Source organism: Corynebacterium simulans (assembly GCF_001586215.1).
GTDB classification, from domain to species: domain Bacteria; phylum Actinomycetota; class Actinomycetes; order Mycobacteriales; family Mycobacteriaceae; genus Corynebacterium; species Corynebacterium simulans.
The window spans coordinates 1,766,168-1,788,865 of sequence record NZ_CP014634.1 but is presented as its reverse complement, the minus strand read 5'-3'; the positions used below and the strand labels follow the sequence as shown (position 1 = coordinate 1,788,865).

Here is a 22,698-nt window from a genome sequence, read left to right as displayed (position 1 = left end):
GGGCATGGACTTCTCACTAAACATCGATCTTTCTTTCTGGCAGCTGTTTTTCCTCATCTTGGACTACGGCATCAAAATCTTGGCCATCGGATTTGTGCCCGAAGGCCGCCGACCCTCGAGCTCCACGGCCTGGCTGCTGGCTATTTTGCTGCTGCCCATCGTGGGCCTGCCGCTGTTCTTACTGATGGGCTCGCCATATATCAATCGCCGCCGCCACCGCATCCAGCAGGAGGCCCATGACCTGATGGAAGACGTCACGGCGAGTACGCCGAATCATCCGCTGGGCAGGCTTTCTCCGGAGGTGGAATCCGTCATTGCGCTCAATCGCAATCTGACGGGTTTCCCGGCGCTCGTGGGCCACAATCGTGGCATTTACGCCGACTACGACGAGGCAATACGCGCGATTTCCAGCGCCGTCGACCGCGCCGAGAAGTACGTCTACATCGAGATTTATATCCAATCCTGGGACGAGGCCACCGATGTCTTCTACCAGGCTCTCAAACGCGCCCGCTCGCGGGGCGTGGAAGTCAAGCTGCTTTTAGACCAGATTGGCAGCCTGAAGTACCACGGCTATTGGAAATTCGGCCGGCGCCTAACCGCCATCGGCGTCGACTGGCACTTGATGCTGCCGCTGCAGCTGCACAAGCTTCGTTTCCGCCGTCCTGACCTGCGCAACCACCGCAAATTGGTCATCATCGACGGCCAAACGGGCTTTCTGGGCTCGATGAACATGATTAAGCGCAGCTACCGCACCAAGGACCGCTACTGGGTGGACTACATGGTAGAGCTCACCGGCCCGGTGGTCACCTCCATGTCGGCGGTCTTTGCGGTGGACTGGTACCTGGAATCAGAAGAAGAGCTTTCCTTGGAGCTACTGCCTTACGACGACGCGGATACCGAGGACTCCAACTTCCTCCAGCTCATCCCGTCCGGCCCGGGTTACACCACGGAGCCGAACCTGCGCATGTTCAACTCACTGGTGCACCACGCCAAAGACCGCCTGGTAATGGTTTCGCCTTATTTCGTGCCCGATGAATCTTTGATGGAGGCGGTCACCACTGCCTGCTATCGCGGCGTGGACGTGGAGCTTTATGTCTCGGCCAAGGCGGACCAGTTCATGGTCAACCACGCGCAGTCCTCCTACTACCAGGCACTTTTGGAGGCAGGGGTGCGGATCTTCCAATTCCCAGAGCCTTTCGTGCTGCATTCGAAGTTCATCATGACGGACCCAGACGAGCCGGGCCGCCACCCGCTGTGCATGTTCGGCTCCTCGAATATGGACATGCGTTCTTTCGGTTTGAACTACGAATCCACGATGCTGGTGGCCAAGGGCAACTTATTGGCGGAGTTTAACCAGCTTGCTAGCAACTACCGCGCGGTGTGCCATGAGCTGACCTTGGAGGAATGGAACGAGCGCGGCTTCGTGCGCCGTTACATGGACAACGTGATGCGCCTGACCTCGGCGCTGCAATAGCGCCACCGGCACCGTCAGCGCCGCCTGGGCCGCCCTCCCCCGCACACTGCCTGCGCTCCCGTCGCGTTTGGCCCCTTCCCCACTAAATACCCAGACCTGGAAATGCAGCTCTCTGCTGGAATGAGGGGCGTCGGCAAGCGCAGCGATCCACGAACAGGAGGTCTGGGTTTTCAGCCCTGGGTAGATAGCCAAATGGTGAGGAAGCACGCTGCAAATGGCGACGAGTGACAAAAGGCGCTGTTGAAGACAACAGCGCCAGGGTAGCCAGGAGTGGCTAAGAGATCATGCGTCTCGCTTTTCAAGCACGAAGACGCCGAGGATCCACAGCGCTACCGCCCAAACGATGAAGACGATGGCGCTTCCCGCCGAGGAGTCCCATGGGACGTTTTCCGGCACAGTGTCCGAAGCCCAGTTGCCGAAGGCGGAAAATGGCATGTAGGGGATGAAGTCGTCGCCGACCTTCGGCAGCAGGCGCACGACGTTCTCAATGCCCAGGTAGAGAATCAGGGACAGTGCCACGGTGCCAGCGGTCTGGCGCAGCAGCCAGCCCAAGCCCTGCACAAAGATCACGACCATAAAGCCCAGCAGCGGGAGGAGCCACAGTGCGCGCTTGCCGCCGTCTTCTTCGAAAGGCTTGTAGATGTCCGCGATTTCCTTGGATGCGGAAAGGTCCGAGACAAAGTAAATCAGCACCAGAGCCAGGAACAGGATGACTGCGGCAATAACCGCGTACATCAGGAGCTTGACCAGCGCGACGATGGAGCGATTCGGGTTCGCCATGAAGACCGTGGACTGCAGTCCGAAGCGGTATTCGGTGGTCACGATCATGATGGCCTGGATCATGATGATCGGGATGCCCAGCATCAGCAGGATGGAGTTCATGCCCTCGGCAGTAAGCGGGCTAATCGGCATCGCTGGGTCCATCTCAGCGTTGAGACCGTTGAACAGCGCCCACAGGAAGGACAGGAGAAAAATCAGGCCGGTGGTCCAGTAGAAGGACTTGGTGGTGCGCAGCTTGGTCCACTCGGCGCGGAGGGTATTGATAATCACTTTTAGCATTCCTCCTATGCGGCAGGCTGGTTAGGCTGGTTCGGCTGCCCAGCACCGGGGGTGCTGGCGTGGTACTGCACGTCCTCGCCGGTCATGCGCATGAACGCATCCTCCAGCGAAGCGCGCTTCAGGCTTAGCTCGTTGAGCGGAACGCCTGTGGAATATGCCAGCTGGCCGATGAAATCGGTGCTGACGTCATTGATGATGAGGGTCTTGCGACCTTCCTCGTCGCTGCCGTCTGTATAAGCCACGTTGGCCTCACGCAGCGCGCCGCCGAACTCTTCGAGGTGATCGGAGCGCACGATAACGGAGGAATCCGAGTGCTGCTTTACAAAGTCATAGGTGGACTGGCTAGCCACTAGGCGGCCACGGCCGATGACCACGAGGTGGTCTGCGGTCATGGACATCTCCGACAACAGGTGGGAGGAAATCAAGACGGTACGGCCCTCTGCCGCGAGCGCGCGAACCAGGGAGCGAACCCAGCGAATACCTTCTGGATCGAGGCCGTTGACCGGCTCGTCCAGGATGAGGATTCCCGGGTCACCCAGCAGGGCGCCGGCCAGGCCGAGGCGCTGGCCCATGCCGAGGGAGAAGCCGCCGGCCTTCTTACCGGCGACGTCGGAAAGCCCAACCAGCCCCAGCACCTCGTCCACGCGGGAAGCAGGAATGCCGTTGGACTGCGCCATCCACTTCAGGTGGTTGGCCGCGGTGCGGTTCGGGTGCACGGCCTTGGCATCGAGCAGCGCGCCGACCTCCCGCAGCGGGCTCTTCAACTCGCGGTAGGCCTTGCCGTTAATACGGGCCTGGCCCGCCGTGGGGCTATCCAGGCCCAGAATCATGCGCATGGTCGTCGACTTGCCCGCACCGTTCGGACCTAGAAAGCCGGTCACGATGCCTGGCTCCACCTTAAAGGTGAGGTCGTCTACTGCACGGACAGACTTATATTGTTTCGTCAGTCCCTCAACTTCAATCATGCTGTCAAGGGTGCCATAGTTTCTTCTTCCTCACCGAGGTTGGCCCGCGATAAAGGCCCGCAAGGAGGGAATGGCCTCACGAAATGCCCCCAACAGAGGTAATTCTTCCACCTCGTCGAGGTGCACCCAGCGCAGCTCGTTGGACTCCTCGTTGGCAATAACGTCCAACGGCTCATCATCGCGGGTGCGTGCGATGACGGTGGTATAGGTCCAGTTGCCGGGCAGCTCCCCCACTGCGGGATAGGGCCCGGCGGTGACGCGCTCGCCGAGCACCAGGACGTCGGCAGGCGCGATGGCGCATTCCTCCTGCGTTTCTCGCAGTGCAGCCGCAACGGCGCTTTCGTGGAAATCCCGCGCGCCGCCGGGAATGCCCCAGGTGCCGCCGTGGTTGGTCCACTCCGCACGGTGCTGGAGCAGCACGCGCTCGCCGGCAAGGAGGAAAAGCCCGGCCGCGCCAAACTTGCCCCATAGCTTTATCCCGCCCGGGCCGGCTGCCCAGCCATCGCCACTTATGTGCTCTCCTTGCTTCATGGCGCCCATCCTACGATCCTCTCGCTGCATGCGACAGCGTGCAGCGACAGCGCACAGCGGTGGCGTGCATCACCAAAGCGGCGCGGAACTGCGCTATTCTATGGGAATGACTGGCACAGGGTTGGAGGATGCTGCCGCACGTCCCAGCGAGCATCCGGCCGCGCACGAAGCGCATCCAGGCGATCACTGGCTCGACGAAGTCACCGAGCCCGCTACCCCGGCCTTCAACAACGCCACGCAGCTGGCCATGAACTCCTTCGCTGGCCCGGCGCGGTTGGCCCGCCGTCTCTACCACTTCGCGGCCACTACCCCAGGCAAGCTTTTTACCGTCACTGTGATTCTGACGGTGGCGCTCGCCGCCGCCGGCTTGTCGATGTCGAATACTTCCGCCAGCCGCCACGAGGCCTTGGACGAGCTGCTCAATTCCACCGAGCCGATGTCTAACGCGGCGCACCACCTCTACACCAACCTTTCGCTGGCGGATACCGTCGCCACCACGGGCTTCGTCCAGGCGGGCGTGGACTCCGAGATCAACCGCAAGCGCTATAACAAGGCCATCGACGCTGCCTCCGTGGCGGCCACCGAGTCCGTTTTGGGCACCAACACTAACGACGCCCGCATTCGCGAGCTGGTCACCTTTATCCAGCGCGAGCTGCCCGTCTATACCGCCCTGGTGGAAAAGGCGCGAACCAACCACCGCGCGGGCAATGCGGTGGCGAACTCGTATATGTCCAACGCCTCTTCGCTGATGAGTGACAAGATCCTGCCCGCGGCCGCCGAGCTTTTCTCACTCACCACGGCCAAGGTCAAGGAGCAACAGCAGCGCCTGACCAGCCCCCAGTGGGTCCCGCTTTCCGGCTTAGTGGCGGCGCTTTTCTTCCTCTTTGTCGCGCAGTGGTGGCTGTGGCGCCTGACGCGCCGCCGCTTCAACCGTGGCTTCTTGGCCGCCAGCGTGCTGCTCTTCCTGGCGCTTTCCTGGGCCGCGATGGCGAACTTCGCCACCTGGAGCTCCGGCTATCACGGCTTCGAAACGGTCTCCCGTCCGTGGGACTCGCTCACCGCCTCCCGGATTGAGGCCCAGCAGACCCGCACCTCGGAGACCCTGGCGCTGGTCCTGCGCTCCTCCGAGTCCGACATGACGGTGCGCTTTGGCTCGACGGTCTATTCCATCAACCAGGCCCTCGAGGACTACGAAGCCGCGCTTGCCGACAACGACATTCCCGTCACCGATCCCGCCCTCCTGCCAGCCGCACAAAGCGCCACCAAAGAATGGGAGGCCTCGCACGAGGTCTTCATGAACGCGCTTGCCGACGGCCACTATGACGACGCTATCCACGAAGCCACGGCGATTACCCCGGACGGCGCTCCGACCACCGCGAGCTCCTTCAACGACGTGGATTCCGCGCTGGCGGAGCTCATCGGCGAGGCGCGCGAGGCCATGCGTTCCTATCTGGAAGAAGGCCTCAACGCGATGACCATGGTGGCCACGGCCGTATTCTTGCTGACCATGGGCGCTATCATCGCCGTCTGGTTGGGTATTCGTCCGCGACTCCAGGAGTACCTCTAATGGCTCATTCCACTCGCCTTCTAGCCGTCTTATCTGCGGCCGCCCTGTGTGCCGCCTCCTGCGGTGTCCCCGATTTAGGCAGCGAGGAAGAAAGGATTCCGCGCGCTTCCTTAGACGCGGAGGCAGGCCCTCCCCTTCCCGATAACTCCATCTTCGAGCCCGCCGGCAGCGCCGAGCCCCGGCCGGTATTGGACACGCCGCTGAAGGGCACCTACAAACCGGACGGCAAGAGCGCGAAGGAAAGAATTCCTGCCATTTATAAACGCGGGCGCATCATCGTCGGCGTGGACCGCTCCAATAACCTGATGAGCTACCGCGACACCGCCACGGGCGAGGTACGTGGTTTTGAGGTGGATATCGCACGCGAGATTGCCCGCGATATCTTCGGCGACCCGGACAAGGTTGACTTCCGCTTCGTCGAGTCCTCAGAGCGCACGAGAGCGCTCAACGATGAAAGCGTGGATATTGTCATTCGCACGATGTCCATTAGCGCCGAGCGTCAGCGTGAGGTTGCGTTCTCCGCGCCGTATATGACCACCAAGACCCGCCTTTTGGTGCTGACCAGCTCCGGCATCCGCTCCATCGATGACACCGCTGGCAAGACGCTGTGCGCGGTCCAGGGCTCCACCATCGTGGACACCATCCGCCGTGCGGCCTCCACCGCGAATATCCTGCAGACCCGCGCCTGGGGAGACTGCCTCATGGCGCTGCAGCTCAACCAGGTCGACGGCGTGGTGGCTGACGACGCTCTCCTCTCCGGCATGGTGGCCCAAGACTCCTATACCTCGATCGTCGGCGAGCCGCTGACCACGGAGGACTACGGCGTGGCCGTGCGCAAGCCCGATTCCACCCATGATTCGCGGCCGCTGCTGCGCCAGGTCAATTCCACCCTGGAGCGCATCCGCAGCGACGGCGCCTGGGACAAGATTTTTGATCGCTGGCTCGGTGACTACCTGCCCAAGCCGGCTTTGGGCAGCCCTGACTACGTAAACGATGAGGAGGCATAAGCGTTGAGCCCTACTCAAGGCCATAACTTCAGCGAGGACGAGCTCGACCACTTGGAGCCGGAGAAGCTGGAAGAGCCCAACGAGCGCGCGGATGATCAGGCGACGGCGGCGGTAATGCACACGGCGTCCAGTGCGGCGTCGGCAAGCGCGGCGCATGATGCCACCCAAGCAGTACCCTTCGACCCGTTTGCGGATGAGGAGGGTACCTCGGCCGTGGCCTTCGACCCCTTCGCGGACGAGGACGGTGCGGATGCGGACAGCGACTTCAACGACCCGGATAATATCGGCGCCCTGATTGCGGAGCTGGGGCAGCTGCGTGACCGCCGCAAGCAGGAGGATGCCTCGCAGCGCTCGCGGCGCGCGGCCATCGATACTTTCCGCCAGCGGCGTGCGGCCAAGCGCACCGACCGCGAGGTGGCCGACGGCATGGCGCGCTTGCCTTTCATCGTGCCGCGCAACCCTACGGAGGCGCTCATCGACCCCGTAAAGGAGAAGGTCGCCCCGCCGCAGCTTTCTCCCGGCGATATCGTGGCAGGTCAGTACGAAATTCTGGGCGTTATTGCCCACGGCGGTCTGGGCTGGATTTACCTGGCTAATGACCACTTCGTCTCCGGGCGCATCGTGGTGCTCAAGGGCATGCAGGCGGAAAAGTCATCAGACGAGACCGCCACTGCGGAGGTCGAACGCGAGTTCCTGGCGGATATTACGCACCCGGGAATCGTGAAGATTTTCAACTTCATCGATGACCCCCGCGTGGACGGCGGCTTCATCGTAATGGAGTACGTGGGCGGCCCCTCGCTCAAACAGCGGCGCAACGACCAGGCAGACCACCTGTTCCCGGTCGATACCGCGATTGCCTACATCTTGGAGCTGCTGCCGGCGCTGGACTATCTCCATGCGCGCGGGGTGGTCTACAACGACTTAAAACCCTCGAACATCATCATCACCGAGGACCAGGTCAAGCTGATTGACCTTGGCGCGGTCTCCGGCATCGGCGCCTTCGGGCACATCTACGGCACGAAGGGCTTCCAAGCCCCAGAGATTGCCAAGGATGGCCCCTCGGTAGCCTCGGATATTTACACCATCGGCCGCACGCTGGCCTGCCTGACCTTCCATCTGCCGCAGGAAGACGGCGTCTACTTACCCGGACTGCCCTCCCCTGCCGACGAGCCGCTGCTGCGCCGCTACCTCTCCTTCTACCGGCTGCTGCTGCGCGCCACGGACCCAGATCCGGCCAAGCGCTTTCAGAGCGTATCGCAGCTGCGGAACCAGCTCTTTGGTGTGCTCCGCGAGGTCATCGCCCTGCGCGATGGCGTTCAGCATCCCTCGCAGCACTCGCTGTTTTCCCCACAGCGTACGACCTTCGGCACCAAGCACCTGGTCTTTCGCACGGACCAGCTGATTGACGGCATCGACCGCACCGTGCGCATCACCGCCTCCGAGGTGGTCTCGGCGCTGCCGGCGCCCCTCGTGGACCGCTCCGACGTGGGCGCCGCGCTCCTGCAGGGTGCTTCCTACACGGAGCCGCAGGAAGCCCTCGAAACGCTGCGCCAGGCCATGCAGGCTCCGGAGTACGAGGAATCCGCAGAAATCCCGCTCGGCGTGGTGCGTTCCATGATCGACCTGGGCTATACCGGCCAGGCCCGCGAATGGCTCGCCTCGATCGAGGACAAGCTCGGAAACGATTGGCGCTTCCAGTGGTACTCCGGCGTCGCCGTGCTGCTTCTCGACGAGTATCGCGCCGCCCAAGTGCACTTCGCGAACGTCCTCAACCTGCTGCCGGGCGAGCCGGCGCCGAAGCTGGCTATCGCGGCGATTAACGAGCTCATCTTGCAGCAGCTGGGCTACAACGAAGTCTCGCTCATCGATCCTGCCATCGCGCGGGCATGTGCGAACCTCACTACCAGCCTGGACGAGCTGCCGAACGAACTGTTTACCGACGATCGAGGAATCTGGGATCACGTCACCGATGACCCGGCTCACCTGCGTTTTAACTCGATGCGTCTGTACGGAATCGTGTGGGCCACCTACCCGACCACGGTCTCTTCCGCTTTCGGCCTGGCCCGCCAGATGCGCTCGGAGCAGCAGGTGGAGCTGGCCGTGGCGACGCTAGATCGCGTGCCCAACGCCTCGCGCCACTACCGCATGGCCCGGCTGACCACCATTTTGCAACTGGTACTGCACGATCTTTCCGAGTCTCGTATCCGCCGCGCTGCCCGCCGTCTGGAGGAGATCCCACAAAATGAGCCGCGATTCTTGCAGGTCAAGGCGGCAGTCATCTCCGCGGGCCTGAACTTCCTCCGCGACTGTGACCTCGATGCAGCGGCCTCTCCGAACGACCTCTTCGAGTTCGCCTTCACGCAGCGTGGCTTACGCTACGGCTTGGCCGATACTCTGCGTGCCTTGGCCCGGCAGGCGCCCTTCGCGCGGCACCGCTACGCGCTGGTGGACCTGGCGAACCAAGTGCGGCCTGTGACCAACTTTTAGCCTGGGCCGCCTCCGCGGCTCCCCTCGATGGCTCTGCCTTCCGCCATGTCTGCCCTTCCAAATGGTGAGGTCAACCGTCCCGAACGTCACCTCAATAGCCATCACTAGCCCCAACCATGAACACTGACTCCACTAGCCACATCGCGACCTCACCATTTGACTATTCACGTCGTGCCGCAGCCCAAATGGTGAGGACCACATGGTGAGGTGAGCGATCACCAGCCCCAGCAGACGACGTCAGTCACAGGAGTTACAGCTCGACCTCACCATTTAAGCCAACTACCTGCAAATGGTGAGGATCCCTGGTGAGAGGAAACGCGAAAACGCCTACGCCTGGCGCACCACTTGCTGCAGTCCCCGCTCACGGCCAGACACCCAAGTTGCCCGCAAATCTGCGAGGAACTTCTGCGGCTGATGAAACAGCTCAGTCGAAGTCACACGGAATACCGTGTAGCCGGCATTCTGCAATCGCACCTCGCGGCGACGCTCTTCCACGATTACCCGCCGGGTATCCGAGTCATAGGTTTCGCCGTCATACTTCACGGCTCCATCAATTTCCAATACCAGCCAACCATCAATCAGAACATCAACCCGAACACTGGGAATCACCCAGACTTGCTGTTGGATGGAATGACCCATCTTTGCGTGTGCCAATAACGCGATGCATAATGCCTCGTAGGGCGACTCGCATTGACCAGAAAGAAGCGATATAGCTCGACGTGCTTCAGCGATATCTTTGACCCGCCCCATAGTTTCGAGGCAATCCATTGCCATAGCCTTGGCAGCCTCGACATCGAGTTCAGGGTGCATCCGGAACCATGATTCGAGCGCCACGAAGCCGCGAATCCAGCCTTCGAAGCGCGCGACATCCAACGCGGCGCGCAAAGCAGACGTCACGCGAACGCCCTGAACCTTCTCGACCATAGAATCTGGCAGACGCATCTTCTTGTAGCTTCGGCCGTGGCCCCAGTCTCTCCGTGGCGGCATAACGCCGGAGCGCAGAGCGAGCATCACCGGCTCCTCGCCGCACCGCGGCGGGAGGACCCACAGCCCATGCACCCGCGCCGCCGAAACTCCTACGAGAACCGCCCGCCTAGCACTATGGCCCGCCCGCAAACACCGCGCCAGCTGCTCTTCATGCCAAGGCAGCGACTGCCCTTCTACTACTCCCCCGAATTGTTCCATAGGGCTAGTCCACTAGCAGGGCCAGTACTAGCGCAAGAGGGAATTGGCGCAACAGGTCAAATCTGTGGATAACTCATCGCGACGAAGGGGCCAACCACCAGGTTGGCCCCTTCCAAACGCGGACTAGTACAGCCCCGCCTCACGCGCCATATCGGCGATTTCAGCGGACTTCTGTGCGATAGCCAGCTCCTCGTTGGTCGGCACCACGAAGACCTTGACCGGCGAGTCCGGCGTGGAAATCATGCGCGGCTCCTTCGAGCGGACAAGGTTTGCTTCCTTATCAAAGTGGATGCCATACATTCCCAGGTTGAACAGCGAATCCTGGCGCACCTCAGTGTCGTTTTCGCCCACACCCGCGGTGAAGGTGATCGCATCCAGGCGGCCCAGCGCAATCATGTACGAGCCGATGAAGCGGCGCAGCTGGTGGATGTAGATGTTGTATGCCAGCCATGCATCCTGGTCCTCGGCTTCGATGCGCTCACGCAGCACACGGAAGTCGTTGACGCCAGAAATGCCCTTCACACCGGATTGCTTGTTGAGCAGGTTGTCAATCTCATCGATAGACATGCCCGCCTGGCGGGAGAGGTGGAAGATGATGCCCGGGTCAATGTCACCAGAACGGGTACCCATTGCCAGACCAGCCAGCGGGGTAAGGCCCATCGAGGTGTCAATCGGGCGGCCGTGGCGGATTGCGGCTGCCGAAGCACCGTTGCCCAGGTGCAGCGTGATCTGGTTGACGCGCTTCGGGTCCTTATCCAGAAGGCGCGGTACCTGCTGGGAGACGAACTCGTGGGAGGTGCCGTGGAAGCCGTAGCGACGGATGTCGTACTTGGAGGCCACCTCGTTGTTGATGGCGTAAAGCGCAGCAGCCGGCGGCAGGGTGTTGAAGAACGCGGTATCGAACACGGCCACGTGCGGGATGTTCGGCAGCATCTTGCGAGCCACGCGAATGCCGTCCAGGTTGGCCGGGTTGTGCAGCGGAGCCAGCGGGATGAGGTCCTCAATCATGGACTCAATCTGGTCCGTAATCAGCTGTGGATCGGAGAAGAGGCGGCCGCCGTGCACAACACGGTGGCCCACAGCGATGACCTCAACGTCCATCGGGCCGACATTGTGCTGATGCATAATGTCGAACGCGCGCTCCAGGCCGAAAGAGTGGGTAGGAATCTCCAGCTCTTCCTTGTATTCCTCGCCACCAGTCTTGACGGTGACGGCACCCATCGGCTCGCCGACCTGCTCCACAAGGCCGGAGACCAGCGGGGCGTCGGTAGCCTTGCCTGCTGGGTCAACCAGCTGGAACTTGACTGAGGAAGATCCTGAGTTAAGAACGAGTACGTAGGCCATTTACTTGACTCCTGCCTGGATAGCCGTGATTGCGACGGTGTTGATGATGTCCGGAACGGTAGCGCCGCGGGAAAGGTCGTTGACCGGCTTGTTCAGGCCCTGCAGAATCGGGCCGACTGCCAGTGCGCCGCCGGTACGCTGGGCGGTCTTGTAGCCGATGTTGCCCGCCTCCAGGTCCGGGAAGATGAAGACGTTTGCCTGTCCAGCCACCTCGGACTCCGGTGCCTTCTTGGCAGCAACGCCTGGGTCACAAGCGGCGTCGAACTGCAGCGGGCCATCCACCTTGACGGAGGAATCGATACCGCGGGCAGCCTCAACAGCAGCAACTGCACGGTCGACGTCCGGGCCGGAGCCAGAGGTGCCGGTGGAGTAAGACAGCATGGCCACGCGTGGGTCGATGCCGAACTGCGCTGCGGTCTTCGCAGAAACCACGGCGATTTCACCCAGCTGCTCGGCGGTCGGGTTCGGGTTGACCGCGCAGTCACCGAAAGCCCACAGGCGTCCGCGCATCACCATCAAAAAGATGGAGGAAACAACGGATGCACCAGGCGCGGTCTTGATGATCTGGAAGGAAGGCTTAATCGTGTGCGCGGTGGTGTGCGCAGCGCCGGAAACCATGCCGTCTGCCAGGCCCTTGTGCACCATCATGGTGGCAAAGTAGGAAACATCCTTCATGGTCTCGCGCGCCTGCTCGAGGGTAACGCCCTTCTTCTTGCGCAGCTCCGCGAAGTCGGCCGCGAACTCCTCTGCCAGCGGGGAGTTCAGGTGGTCAATGACGTCTACGCCGGTGAGATCCACGCCGAGGAGCTCCGCACGCTTGGCGACGTCCGCCTCATCACCCAGGATGGTCAGCTTCGCCACCTTGCCCGCCATAAGCGCTCCGGCTGCCTCGATAATGCGGTCATCCTCGCCTTCCGGCAGAACGATGTGTGCACCGGCGGCACGGGCCTGGTCGAGCAGCTGCTTCTGGAAGACCTCCGCGCTCATGACCGGCGCGACGGACTCGATGGCCGCGAGCGCACCGGGGACAGACGCGACGTCGGTAAACGCGCCTACTACCTCAGCGCCCAGGGAACGGGCATGTGCAAGGGCCAGGTCGGAGGTTCGCTGCGGAGCGTTGGAAATCAGAACGAACGGGATGCCCAGGGCCGCTGCGGCCTTGGCATCAAAGTCCATCACACCCGTGCCCTGCAACACGACGTCGCCTTCTGGAACGGTGACCAGAATCTGGTCCAGGGTGGTGCCCAGGTCATCGAGCTGCGCGAAGGTCGCGCCGAGGTCGGTTGCCAGGGAGGCGATATCGAGGCCGTCAAAACCACGGCCAATGACGCTCACGAGTGCGGAGTTCTGTGAAGACATTTACTGCTAGCCTTTCTCTTTCCAAAGAGTAGACGATGTTGTGTGTTGCGCGTCACGAGGCACAACATACAGTGACCTCTTCACCATACTGGAGATGTCCGAATTTAGCCGTTTTAAAAAGGCTTAGTGCAATCTAAAACACATTTAGGAACCTCCAATCGCCCAGCCGCCCGGAAAAGTGGTGTGGTGAGTCACATAAATTGCTCAGAGTGAGAGCCGCAGAGTAGGTTGAATTTATAAGGATTGTTACTTCGGGCAAGACCTAGGATGCTGTGCGCGCTGCGCATTCCACTGAACTGTGAAATTCAAAGACCCAGCTTCCTGGGTCTTTTGTAGTTTTTAGCCTCCTGGGTAGGCCCCAGGGACGTCGCGAACTGCATTGCGCCCGGTAAGAAGTTCGAAAGGAAATCTCATGTCGACGCAAACGCGCTCTACAGCTGAGGCCATCCTGGATGGCATCGGCGGCGCGCAAAACATTGCCTCTTTCACGCACTGCGCCACCCGCCTGCGCTTCCAGCTTAACGACGCCTCGAAAGCCGACAAGGAAGCGCTCGACGCCATCCCCAAGGTGCTCGGCGCCGTGCCGCAAGGCGGCTCAAATTACCAGGTAGTTATCGGTGGCGACGTCGCTACCGTCTACGACGAGATCAACGCTTTGCCGGAGATGAAAGGCGGCGGCGCTTCGGATGCGGACATCAAAGCCGCGGCCCGCTCGAAGGCGAAGGGCAAGGTTCCTTTTATGGACGAGTTCTTCGAGTACTTGTCCGATTCTTTCCGGCCAATTCTGGGTGTGTTGCTTGGCGCCTCGCTGATTATCGCCTTCGCGTCGATCCTCGACGCATTCGGAATCGTCGACTTCCGCGCCGAGGACAAGCCCGCCTCGTGGTTCTTCGTCGACGCCATGTGGCGCTCCGTCTTCTACTTCCTGCCGCTGATGGTGGCCTACAACGCCGGCAAGAAGCTGCGCATCGACCCATGGGTCCCGGGCGCCATCATGGCCGCCCTGCTGACTCCGGAGTTCTTGGGCCTTTCTGAGAACCCTGCCGTCCAGTGCGTGGTCAACGATACGTTGGGCAGCGAGCAGTGCTCCATTCCTATCTTCGGCATGACCATGCAGCTTCCGGGGTACGGCGGCAATGTCTTCGTGCCGTTGATGATGGCTTTTGTGGCAGCGCTGGTCTACCGCTTCTTCCAGAAGATCATTCCTTCGGCTCTGCACATGGTGTTCGTCCCGTTCTTCACTATGCTCATCGTCATCCCTCTCACGGCATTTATCATCGGCCCGTTCGGCGTATGGGCCGGTAACGGCATCGGCGCCGGCCTGTCCTGGATGAATGACAACGTTCCATTCGTCTTCGCCCTGGCTATCCCGATGATCTACCCGTTCCTGGTTCCGCTGGGTCTGCACTGGCCACTGAACGCCTTGATGCTGGTAAACATCCAGACCTTGGGCTATGACTTCATCCAGGGCCCAATGGGTGCTTGGAACTTCGCCTGCTTCGGCGCCACCGCCGCCGTGCTGGCACTGTCCATCCGCGACAAAGACACCGTGATGCGTCAGACCGCCGGCTCCGCATTGGTTGCGGGCCTGCTGGGCGGCGTCTCCGAGCCTTCTCTCTACGGCATTCACCTGCGTTACAAGCGCATCTACCCGCGCATGCTGGTGGGCTGCTTTGCCGGTGGCCTGACCGTGGCACTTTTGACCCTGGGCTCCAACGGCATCACCACGGATGCCTTCGTCTTCACCTCCGTGCTCACCATCTCTGTGTTTAGCCCGATGGCCAAGTACGCCATCGCCATTGCTGTGGCATTCGTCGTGGCCTTCCTGGCGGTCTTCATCACTGACTACCGCTCCCCGGAGGAGCGCGCTGAGGCTAAGGCCGCCCGCGAGGCAGCCGAAAAGGCCGAGCTCGACAACGCCAACACCGCCGACAACGCCGCGCTTGCCGACGCCCCCGCAACCACCGCTGCCGGCGCTGGCGCCGGTGCTGCCACCGCAACGGCCACCAAGGAAGACGCCCCCGCCAAGGCGGCTGAGCCTGCCGCTGGTACCACCACCGACATCGCTTCGCCGTCGACCGGCAAGGTTGTCCCCATGGCTGAGATCGATGACCCGGTCTTCTCCGCCGGCACACTGGGTGATGGCGTGGGCATCGTCCCCGAGAGCAACGAGGTCTACGCCCCCGTCAGCGGCACCGTCATGAGTGCCATGAAGTCCGGCCACGCCTACGGCATCAAGACCGAGGACGGCGTGGAGGTCCTCGTCCACATCGGCATCAACACCGTGAAGATGAAGGGCGAAGGTTTCGCCCCAGCCGTCAAGAAGGGCGACACGGTCAAGCAGGGCGAGCTGCTTGCCACCGTTGACTTTGCCAAGGTCACCGAAGCCGGCTACGACACCACCATCGTCTTGGCCGTCACCAACACCAAGGCGCTGTCCGCCGTCACCCCGGCTGGTCTGAACCACGCCGCCGCTGGCGATACGGTCATCACCACGACCCGCTAAAGGACCCACTAGGAAACCTTTAGCACGCCTCTAACGAACCCTGACTAAGCTGGCTCGATGGAACCACCATCGTGGCCGGCTTTAGTCGTTTTCGCCCTAACCGGTTAACCCCAACCAGAAAGGTGCCCTGTGCAACTGTTGCGCGTGTTCAATAACAACGTCGTGCTCGCGCGGCGCGGTGCGGAAGACGTCATTGTCACCGGCCGCGGCATCGGCTTCCAAGCCAAACCTGGTGCTGAGATTGACCCGGCCAAGGTGGTGAAGGTCTTCGTCCCTGATTCCGGCCGCGATCCGGACCACCTGGCCGCCATGATTGCCGGTATTCCCGGCGAATACGTCCAGCTAGTCATCGACGCCATGCACTCCGTCGACATGTCGGAGACACTGCGTAGCAAGCTCACACTGGTCGTGGCAATTGCGGATCACATCCACGGCGCAGTCAGCCGCGGCAACACCGTGTCCTATCCACTGGAAGCGGAGGTCCGCCACCTCTACGCCGACGATTTTTCCCTCGCGCAACAGCTACTCGCCGCCATCAACAGCGGCCTGCACAAACCTCTGGCTCCTGATGAGGCCGTGGCCATCACCCTCCACCTGGTCAACGCCGGGTTCGCGGTGGGGGATCTCTCCGGCACCTACCGCATGACGGGCCTCATCCAACAGATTCTGGCCGTTATCGGATCTCACAACGATACGGAGCTCAACAGCGAAGATATCTCCGTCGCCCGCTTCATTACCCACCTGCGCTATCTCTTCGTGCGCATGGCGGAGCACCAGCAGCTCGACTCCGACGACCGCCAGGTGGCCACCGCCATCTCCGCGCGCTACCCCGATGCCGTCGAGACCGCCCAGATGGTAGCCAACCTGATTGAGCTGCGCCTCGACAGCACTTTAACCCCCGATGAAGTCTCCTACCTGACGCTGCATATCGCGCGGCTAGAGGAGTCCTCCGCTTAACTAGGCCTAGTCATCGGCGGAGCGGGTCAGCTTCGGATCGACATCGACCACCGGTTCCGGGACTTCAATGACCTCAATATCGGAGACTGCATTGGGCGTCGGTTCCACCGGCTGTGAGTCACCGTGGACGGTTTTATCAGTATTCGGCCCAACAGTAATCTTCCCGGCCGCGAGCGCTGCCCTGTCGCGGGCGGTCTCAACGTCCTCGGCGGTCGTAGCCACCATGCCCATGCGGCGTCCGGCGTAGGCCCAGGGCTTGCCAAACAGGCGCACGTCGGTCTCTTCATAGGATAGGGCGGTGTCGAGGCCGGTGAAGGAGACGTCGTCAAGCTCAGCGTCCGCGTGCAGGATGACCGCAGCACCAGGGCTGACCATCGTCACGTCAATGGGGAAGCCCAAAATCGCGCGGACATGAAGCTCAAACTCAGAGAAGCGCTGCGTGTAGCCGGTCAGCATGGCGGTATCCAAAGGACGCGGTGAGACGGAGGAGAAGTACACCTCATCGCCCGCCACGAAGAGCTCAACGCCGTAGACGCCGCGCCCACCCAACTCGTTGGAGATACGCGCCGCGACGGAGCGCGCATTCGCCAGCGCATCCTTACTCATCGCCATGGGCTGCCAGGACTCCACCAAGTCACCGTTCTCGTGGCGGTGGCCAATGGGCTCACTGAACCACGTGGCCATCTTGCCCGTAGCCGGGTCAATGGAGCGTACAGCAAGGAGCGTGACCTCATAATCAAAGTCAACGAAGCGCTCCACCACCACGCGCTTATTATCGGAGGACACGTGGCGCACCATGGCCCAGGCCTCCTCCACATCTTCTTCTTCCTTAAGAAGGACGTGCCCCTTGCCGGAGGTCGTAATATCCGGCTTCACGATGCACGGCAGTCCCAGCTCCCCCACCGCCTCCTGCAGCTGCTCAGCGGACTCAGCAAAGCGATAGGCCGTAACCGGCAGGCCGATGCTCTCAGCCACCTCACGCACGCTCTCACGGCACTGTGTGAGCTCACAGGCCCGCGCCGTCGGCACGACGGTGGTGCCGAATTCCTCGATACGCTTCAGCGCCTCCACCGCGACGGTCTCGACCTCCGGGACCACGTAGTCCGGCTTGATTCGCTCTGTAAGCTCCCACACCTTGTGCGGGTCCCTGATATCTGCGATGTAGCTAAAGTGCGCGAGCTGCTGCGCCGGCGCTCCTGCGTAGCGGTCCACGGCGTGGACCTCCAGCCCTAAGTTTTGAAAGGCAATTACCAACTGCTTGCCCAACTCGCCCGCCCCCAAAAGAAGCACCTTGGTGGCGTTTCCTGTCAGAGGGGTTCCGATGTGGCCTGCGATGTCGCCTACGGTAGTCATTCTCGAATTATCGCACACTTCTAGCGCTGCATTGCTTGGCGACGTCCCCCAAACCCCCACCTACCCAATCTCACCGTTCCCTCACCCGAGCACCAGCACACAACACGCCCTTCGCCCCAGGATCACCAAAGCCCCCTTCCCCACCGCAGGGAAACGGTGGAAAAGGGGGCTTGGTCTTTAGACTGACCTTCTATGTGTCAGCCGGCCCCTAAGGGCCGACTGGCCCTCGGCGTGCGTCAGCGTCTCTCTTACTTGGAGGAACCGTTGGAAGAACCTGCACCCGGAGCACAAGCATCAGCGATAAGGCCGATAGCCAGCGCACCAGCAGCAACCAAAGCAAGGGTGCTGCCATTGATACCGAAGCGCTTCAGCTGCGCATCAATACCAGCAACCTGGCCAGCCAGCGGGCCATTGAACACACCAGCCTGCTTCTGCAGCTGAGTATTCAAAGCCTGAATCTGGCTATCAATCGGAGCAACAAAGTCCTTCAGACCCGGAATGTTCAGCTGGGAAGCCAAACCAACCGGAATCAGGAACAGCAGCGGGATACCAACACCCAGACCAGTAGCCAAGCAACGCTGGTTCTCATTCGGAGTAGGCTCGTTCGGCTCTCCCGGTTGCTCACCAGCAGGCGTGCCGTTGCCGTTGTTGTCCTGGCCCTTCTCGTGGCCCTTAACCGGAACCTCGGCCTCGACCTTGCCACCCGGCAGATCCGGATCCTTAACAACTACGGTAATCGGACCATCAACCTTCTTACCCGGAGTAACAACAACGTTGCCGTTCTCGTCAATCTCAGCCGGAACCTTGTTGCCATCCTCATCGGTAGCAGAAACCTCGGTGTCCTCACCCGGGTTGGTGACCTTCACACCAGTGTCCTGCTTCTCATCAGACGGATTCACAGTCTTCGGGTTCTCAGCACCCTCAACCGAGGTCTTACCCTCAGACTCACCAGCAGGCTTACCGTTACCGTTGTTGTCCTGGCCCTTCTCGTGGCCCTTAACCGGAACCTCGGCCTCGACCTTGCCACCCGGCAGATCCGGATCCTTAACAACTACGGTAATCGGACCATCAACCTTCTTACCCGGAGTAACAACAACGTTGCCGTTCTCGTCAATCTCAGCCGGAACCTTGTTGCCATCCTCATCGGTAGCAGAAACCTCGGTGTCCTCACCCGGGTTGGTGACCTTCACACCAGTGTCCTGCTTCTCATCAGACGGATTCACAGTCTTCGGGTTCTCAGCACCCTCAACCGAGGTCTTACCCTCAGACTCACCAGCAGGCTTATCATTCGCATCATTCGGATCAGTGGGGGCAGGGTTGCCCTCAGCATCAGTGTTGTTGACCTCGTCGCCGTCGCTAACGCCGTCACCGTCGCTGTCTGCGTTGGTCGGATCGGTCGGCTGGCCGTTGTTCTTGGAACCGTCAACCTCTTCCTTATCGGTCAGACCATCACCATCAGTGTCGGCCTTCTTCGGGTCGGTGCCCTTTTCGGCTTCTTCCTTGTCCGTCAGGCCATCGCCGTCAGTGTCCGCGGTGGCGTCCTTGACCACGAGCGGGAAGGTTTGCGTGCCGGTGCTCTCACCATCGGTGACTTTCACGGTGACGTTGTAGACGGCGTTGCCGTCCTCGGTCACGAGGTCAGCCGCGTCCTTGTTGTACGCAGGAGTACCCGTAATCTTGCCATTCTCATCGATGGAGATTCCCTCGGGTGCGCCGACGAGCTCATACGTGGGGTTGGACAGCGCCGCACCATCAGCTGTCTTGGCCGAGACCTGAATCGGAGTGATGGCATCATCGGACCATGCTTCCTGGCCCTTGAGCTTGTCGATGACCAAATCCTTCGGCGCCGGCTTCTCATCGCCGGCAGGAACGTTAACAACGACGGTATCGGTGTACTCAGTGCCGTCGATAGTCGCGGTAATCGGCAACTCAAAAACCTTGGCTGGCGCACCCGGCTCCTGCTTCGGAACGGTGATGTTTGCAACACCATTCTCATCGAAGGTCACCTCTGTGCCCTCAGGGGCGTTGGAGGTATCTGCCGTGAACGTGGATCCCTCAGGCAAGGTATCCACGGCCTCACCGTTGAGGGTCAGCTTCGGAGAAACCTTAGCGGTGGCGTTCTCGCCGTCCACGGCAAGGTTCTGCAGTGCTGGGTAGTCAACGCCGTAGGTCTTATCAGCCTCAGGGTCGGTTGGGGTCTCCGGCCCCGGTGCGTCCGCAGCCTCAACCTTTACGGTTGCCGGCTCGGAAGGCTTCTTACCATCCTCCGTTGCAGTAGCCGAGATCTCATCGTTTTCCTTGAGCTTTTCGCCCTCAGGAATGCCTGCAGTGAAGGTACCCGGTTTGTCCGGGTCCTCGGTTGCGGTGACTTCCTTACCGGACGGGAGGGTTACTTTCACCTCACTGCCTGCAGGAGCCGTGACAGTGACCTTGGTGTCATCAGCCTTCACTGGTTCGATGGACGGGGTCGCGGTTGCTTCAGTCGGGGCATCCTTGGTGGCCTTGAACGTACCGCCCTTGGTGCGCTCGCCATTCGGGGACTCCGCAACGAGGGTGTAATCCGTACCGTCTTGCAGTTCAAGCTTGCCGGAAGTAAATTTACCCTTCTTAATCGCGGCGACGTCATCAAGCGTTGCGACGTCAATGGCGTCTGCAGCGTCGAAAGTCGGCTTACCGTTCTCGTCTTCACTCAGCTTGTCGGTAGGAACAGCAACAATCTTCACCGGCGCCGCATCCGCATTGGTGACATCAAGCAGCGGAATATCCTCGCCCTTGGTGTCCTTATCCTGTTCGCGAGCAATCGTGCCGGACAGAGACTCAGGCTGTGGGAGAACTTGCTTAGCTTCCGGCTGTGGAGCAGCAGGGAGGAAAGACTTCGGGTCTAACGGATCGGTGTCATCGGTAAGGACCTCCACGTCATCGCGGATACCATCGCCATCCGTATCTTCGACTGACGGGTCCGTACCCAACTCACGTTCGTAGTCGTCGGTGAGGCCATCACCGTCAGAATCGGCAATGTTGAGGTAGTCGAACTTCAGCGTGTTCTTCAGCAGCGTCGGATCGGCGCCACTGTCCTGCTTATCCTCGTTCGGCAACGTCTTCGGCCACGCATCAGTGAAGTCCACGGAGATCCAGGAGGTGGTGTCGATGCGCTTGCCATACGGGGAGTTGGCAAGGTTTTCAGCCCCCTCCTCAAGCTGATACTCGATGGTGTAGCTACCGGTCACATTAGCGGGGATGCCCACGATACTGTCCATGTTGGCCCACACTTCATCCTTGGTTTTGGCATCGATGCCAGGCTCGTGTGGCTTGTAGGACAGTTCGGGCCGAGTCGCGGTGGTCGCGAAACCGGTTTCCTTGTCGAAGTCCATCTTCCATTTCTTGGCACCCTTTACTGGATTGCCTTCCATGTCAGATTTGTAGACCGTGACGTCGGTGATGTGCTTTGCTACATCTGGGCTGATGTACTCATTGAGCATCCAGTTCCAATAGCTGTTTCCACCGAAGTTCCTACCCGCCATAGTAGCGGTTGTGGTGGACTTAATGACCCCGTTCCTCTGATCATACTTCAGCTGTTTCGAGATACCGTTGTGGTAAACATTCGCGCCCGTACCTTCGAAGGTTTCCGCCGGTACGTTGGTATCAGCAGCAAGTTGCCCCTGATCCACAATGTTTACGTGCTGGACGGAGTTGTTGAAGATCCGGCCGTCCTTGCGAACCCAGTAGTAGTCAACCTGGGAACCCTCCTTCGGAAGAGCCAGATCGGTAATAGGGGTCCCGTTCTTCAGGAAGATTTGAATGTAGGACGCATACGGAACGCCCGAGGCACCTGGAAAGTTCTTGGAGGCCTCGAACTTCAGACCCCACTCGGAGCCTTGAGGATCACGCTTTACAAACGACCCCTGGTGATCACCATTCACACCCACCAGCTCGATGCGCGAAATCTCGTCGTACAGCGCCTTGTCACGGAAACGGATGAACTGACCGTTCGCATCTGTATCCCCCTCCGGGGTCTTACCGGTATTCCAAACCGATTTCCTCAAATGCGGAACCTTGAACACGTACTGCGGGTCGTTTTGCTGTGCATCCACGAACTCCGGCAAAAGGCCGGCATATCGCAGGCCGTCATCCTCACCGTTGTCGTAAATTCGCCCAGTATCCGCCGGAATGTAGTTACCATCTGCATCAGTGATCTCAGCAGCAGACGCCACGGCGGCCGTCTGCGGTGCAACAACAGGATGTACAAACGGAGCAACCAGTGCAACAGAGAGCGCCGCGGCAGCAATCGTAGTGCCGCGACGGCGTACAGCAGTACGCTTGATTGCCTTCTTGTTCATATCAAGAAGTCCTTTCCTTAAGACTTGAAAGTATTGATCACGCTAGGGGTGCGCGACCGCGCAAGGGGTAAAACCGGCTTACGCAACCGAGAGCAGCTCACATTTGCCACCTTGGAAGAAGATCAGAGGTTCCAAGGGTCGATGAACAAACTCGTCCCCAACGTTAACGCCATTCACGAATTAAAGAAACCGTACAGAACCCTGAAAATTCCATGAATACAACTTTTTTGGGGACAACAAGTTAAGACATATGCTTGACCTGCCCTTATTTGCTCCGATCGCGACACGCGATTAATATTGTTAAATATCTCACATCGCCACATCCGTAACATTTCCCCAGGAATAAACTCCTTACGGGGGTGTTTTGTCCAGCGCATGGGTAAGCGGCGTTGCCGGAGGCGGCACCAAGCAGGGCGTATTGAACGCACAAATGTAGCCATAAGAACACAAACCGCCCCGCTTCCCTATGCATGGTGCGTGCTGATGGTTGTGTGCACGATGCTGTAGGAGAAGTGGGGCGGTTATTGGCTGGCACCGTCGCCGTGAGGCGGTGCCTGAGGTTGTGCG

Annotated in this window: 14 protein-coding genes; 6 read left to right on the top strand and 8 right to left on the bottom strand. The window is 60.6% G+C overall.

Translation table 11 applies throughout. The annotated features are described in order from the left end of the window. The first annotated feature begins 4 nt into the window (after positions 1-4). Positions 5-1,474: a phospholipase D-like domain-containing protein gene (locus WM42_RS08315; RefSeq protein ID WP_062037046.1), complete on the top strand. Its 1,470-nt coding sequence runs from the start codon at positions 5-7 to the stop codon at positions 1,472-1,474. Positions 1,475-1,756: 282 nt separating this feature from the next. Here the strand turns inward: WM42_RS08315 and WM42_RS08310 are convergent, their stop codons facing one another. Genes WM42_RS08310 through WM42_RS08300 form a run of 3 tightly spaced genes read right to left on the bottom strand, consistent with a single transcriptional unit; the run spans position 1,757 to position 4,038 of the window. Further along, complete coding sequence (locus WM42_RS08310) at positions 1,757-2,533, bottom strand: ABC transporter permease (protein ID WP_235591240.1); 777 nt, start codon at positions 2,531-2,533, stop codon at positions 1,757-1,759. A gap of 5 nt (positions 2,534-2,538) precedes the next feature. After that, positions 2,539-3,498, bottom strand: coding sequence for an ABC transporter ATP-binding protein (locus WM42_RS08305; protein WP_062037043.1), 960 nt, complete (start codon positions 3,496-3,498; stop codon positions 2,539-2,541). 30 nt (positions 3,499-3,528) lie between these two features. Then, entirely contained in the window at positions 3,529-4,038 is a 510-nt protein-coding gene (locus tag WM42_RS08300; protein WP_062037040.1) for an NUDIX domain-containing protein, read from the bottom strand. Between the two features lie 97 nt (positions 4,039-4,135). Here WM42_RS08300 and WM42_RS08295 point away from each other — a divergent pair, with 97 nt between their 5' ends. The 3 genes from WM42_RS08295 (at position 4,136) to WM42_RS08285 (ending at position 9,090) form a co-directional block, all read left to right on the top strand. Next, complete coding sequence (locus tag WM42_RS08295; protein ID WP_201057358.1) at positions 4,136-5,596, top strand: GlnX family signal transduction membrane protein; 1,461 nt, start codon at positions 4,136-4,138, stop codon at positions 5,594-5,596. Next, positions 5,596-6,603 carry a glutamate ABC transporter substrate-binding protein gene (locus tag WM42_RS08290; RefSeq protein WP_062037037.1) on the top strand — a complete coding sequence of 336 codons (1,008 nt, stop codon included), beginning with the start codon at positions 5,596-5,598 and terminating at the stop codon, positions 6,601-6,603. Before WM42_RS08295 ends, WM42_RS08290 begins: the two co-directional genes overlap by 1 nt. Positions 6,604-6,717: 114 nt before the next feature. Further along, a complete protein-coding gene (locus tag WM42_RS08285; protein WP_432416272.1) occupies positions 6,718-9,090 on the top strand; it encodes a serine/threonine protein kinase in 2,373 nt (790 codons plus the stop codon). A gap of 327 nt (positions 9,091-9,417) precedes the next feature. Here the strand turns inward: WM42_RS08285 and WM42_RS08280 are convergent, their stop codons facing one another. The 3 genes from WM42_RS08280 to pta all read right to left on the bottom strand — a co-directional run bounded on the left by WM42_RS08280 (position 9,418) and on the right by pta (position 12,978). Then, a complete protein-coding gene (locus WM42_RS08280; protein WP_145915048.1) occupies positions 9,418-10,275 on the bottom strand; it encodes a hypothetical protein in 858 nt (285 codons plus the stop codon). Between the two features lie 123 nt (positions 10,276-10,398). Beyond that, positions 10,399-11,619, bottom strand: coding sequence for an acetate kinase (locus WM42_RS08275; RefSeq protein ID WP_061924828.1), 1,221 nt, complete (start codon positions 11,617-11,619; stop codon positions 10,399-10,401). After that, positions 11,620-12,978, bottom strand: coding sequence for a phosphate acetyltransferase (pta, locus tag WM42_RS08270; RefSeq protein WP_061924832.1), 1,359 nt, complete (start codon positions 12,976-12,978; stop codon positions 11,620-11,622). A gap of 412 nt (positions 12,979-13,390) precedes the next feature. On the opposite strand from pta, the gene WM42_RS08265 reads away from it, so the two are divergent. Continuing rightward, positions 13,391-15,484, top strand: a complete 2,094-nt coding sequence (locus WM42_RS08265; RefSeq protein WP_062037027.1) for a glucose PTS transporter subunit IIA — start codon at positions 13,391-13,393, stop codon at positions 15,482-15,484. 129 nt (positions 15,485-15,613) lie between these two features. After that, entirely contained in the window at positions 15,614-16,441 is an 828-nt protein-coding gene (locus WM42_RS08260; RefSeq protein ID WP_062037024.1) for a PRD domain-containing protein, read from the top strand. Positions 16,442-16,447: 6 nt separating this feature from the next. Here WM42_RS08260 and purT read toward each other — a convergent pair whose 3' ends face one another. Both purT and WM42_RS08250 read right to left on the bottom strand, forming a co-directional pair. Continuing rightward, complete coding sequence (gene purT / locus WM42_RS08255; protein ID WP_082787658.1) at positions 16,448-17,794, bottom strand: formate-dependent phosphoribosylglycinamide formyltransferase; 1,347 nt, start codon at positions 17,792-17,794, stop codon at positions 16,448-16,450. 248 nt (positions 17,795-18,042) lie between these two features. After that, positions 18,043-22,131, bottom strand: a complete 4,089-nt coding sequence (locus WM42_RS08250; protein WP_062037021.1) for a hypothetical protein — start codon at positions 22,129-22,131, stop codon at positions 18,043-18,045. Positions 22,132-22,698: the final 567 nt, after the last annotated feature.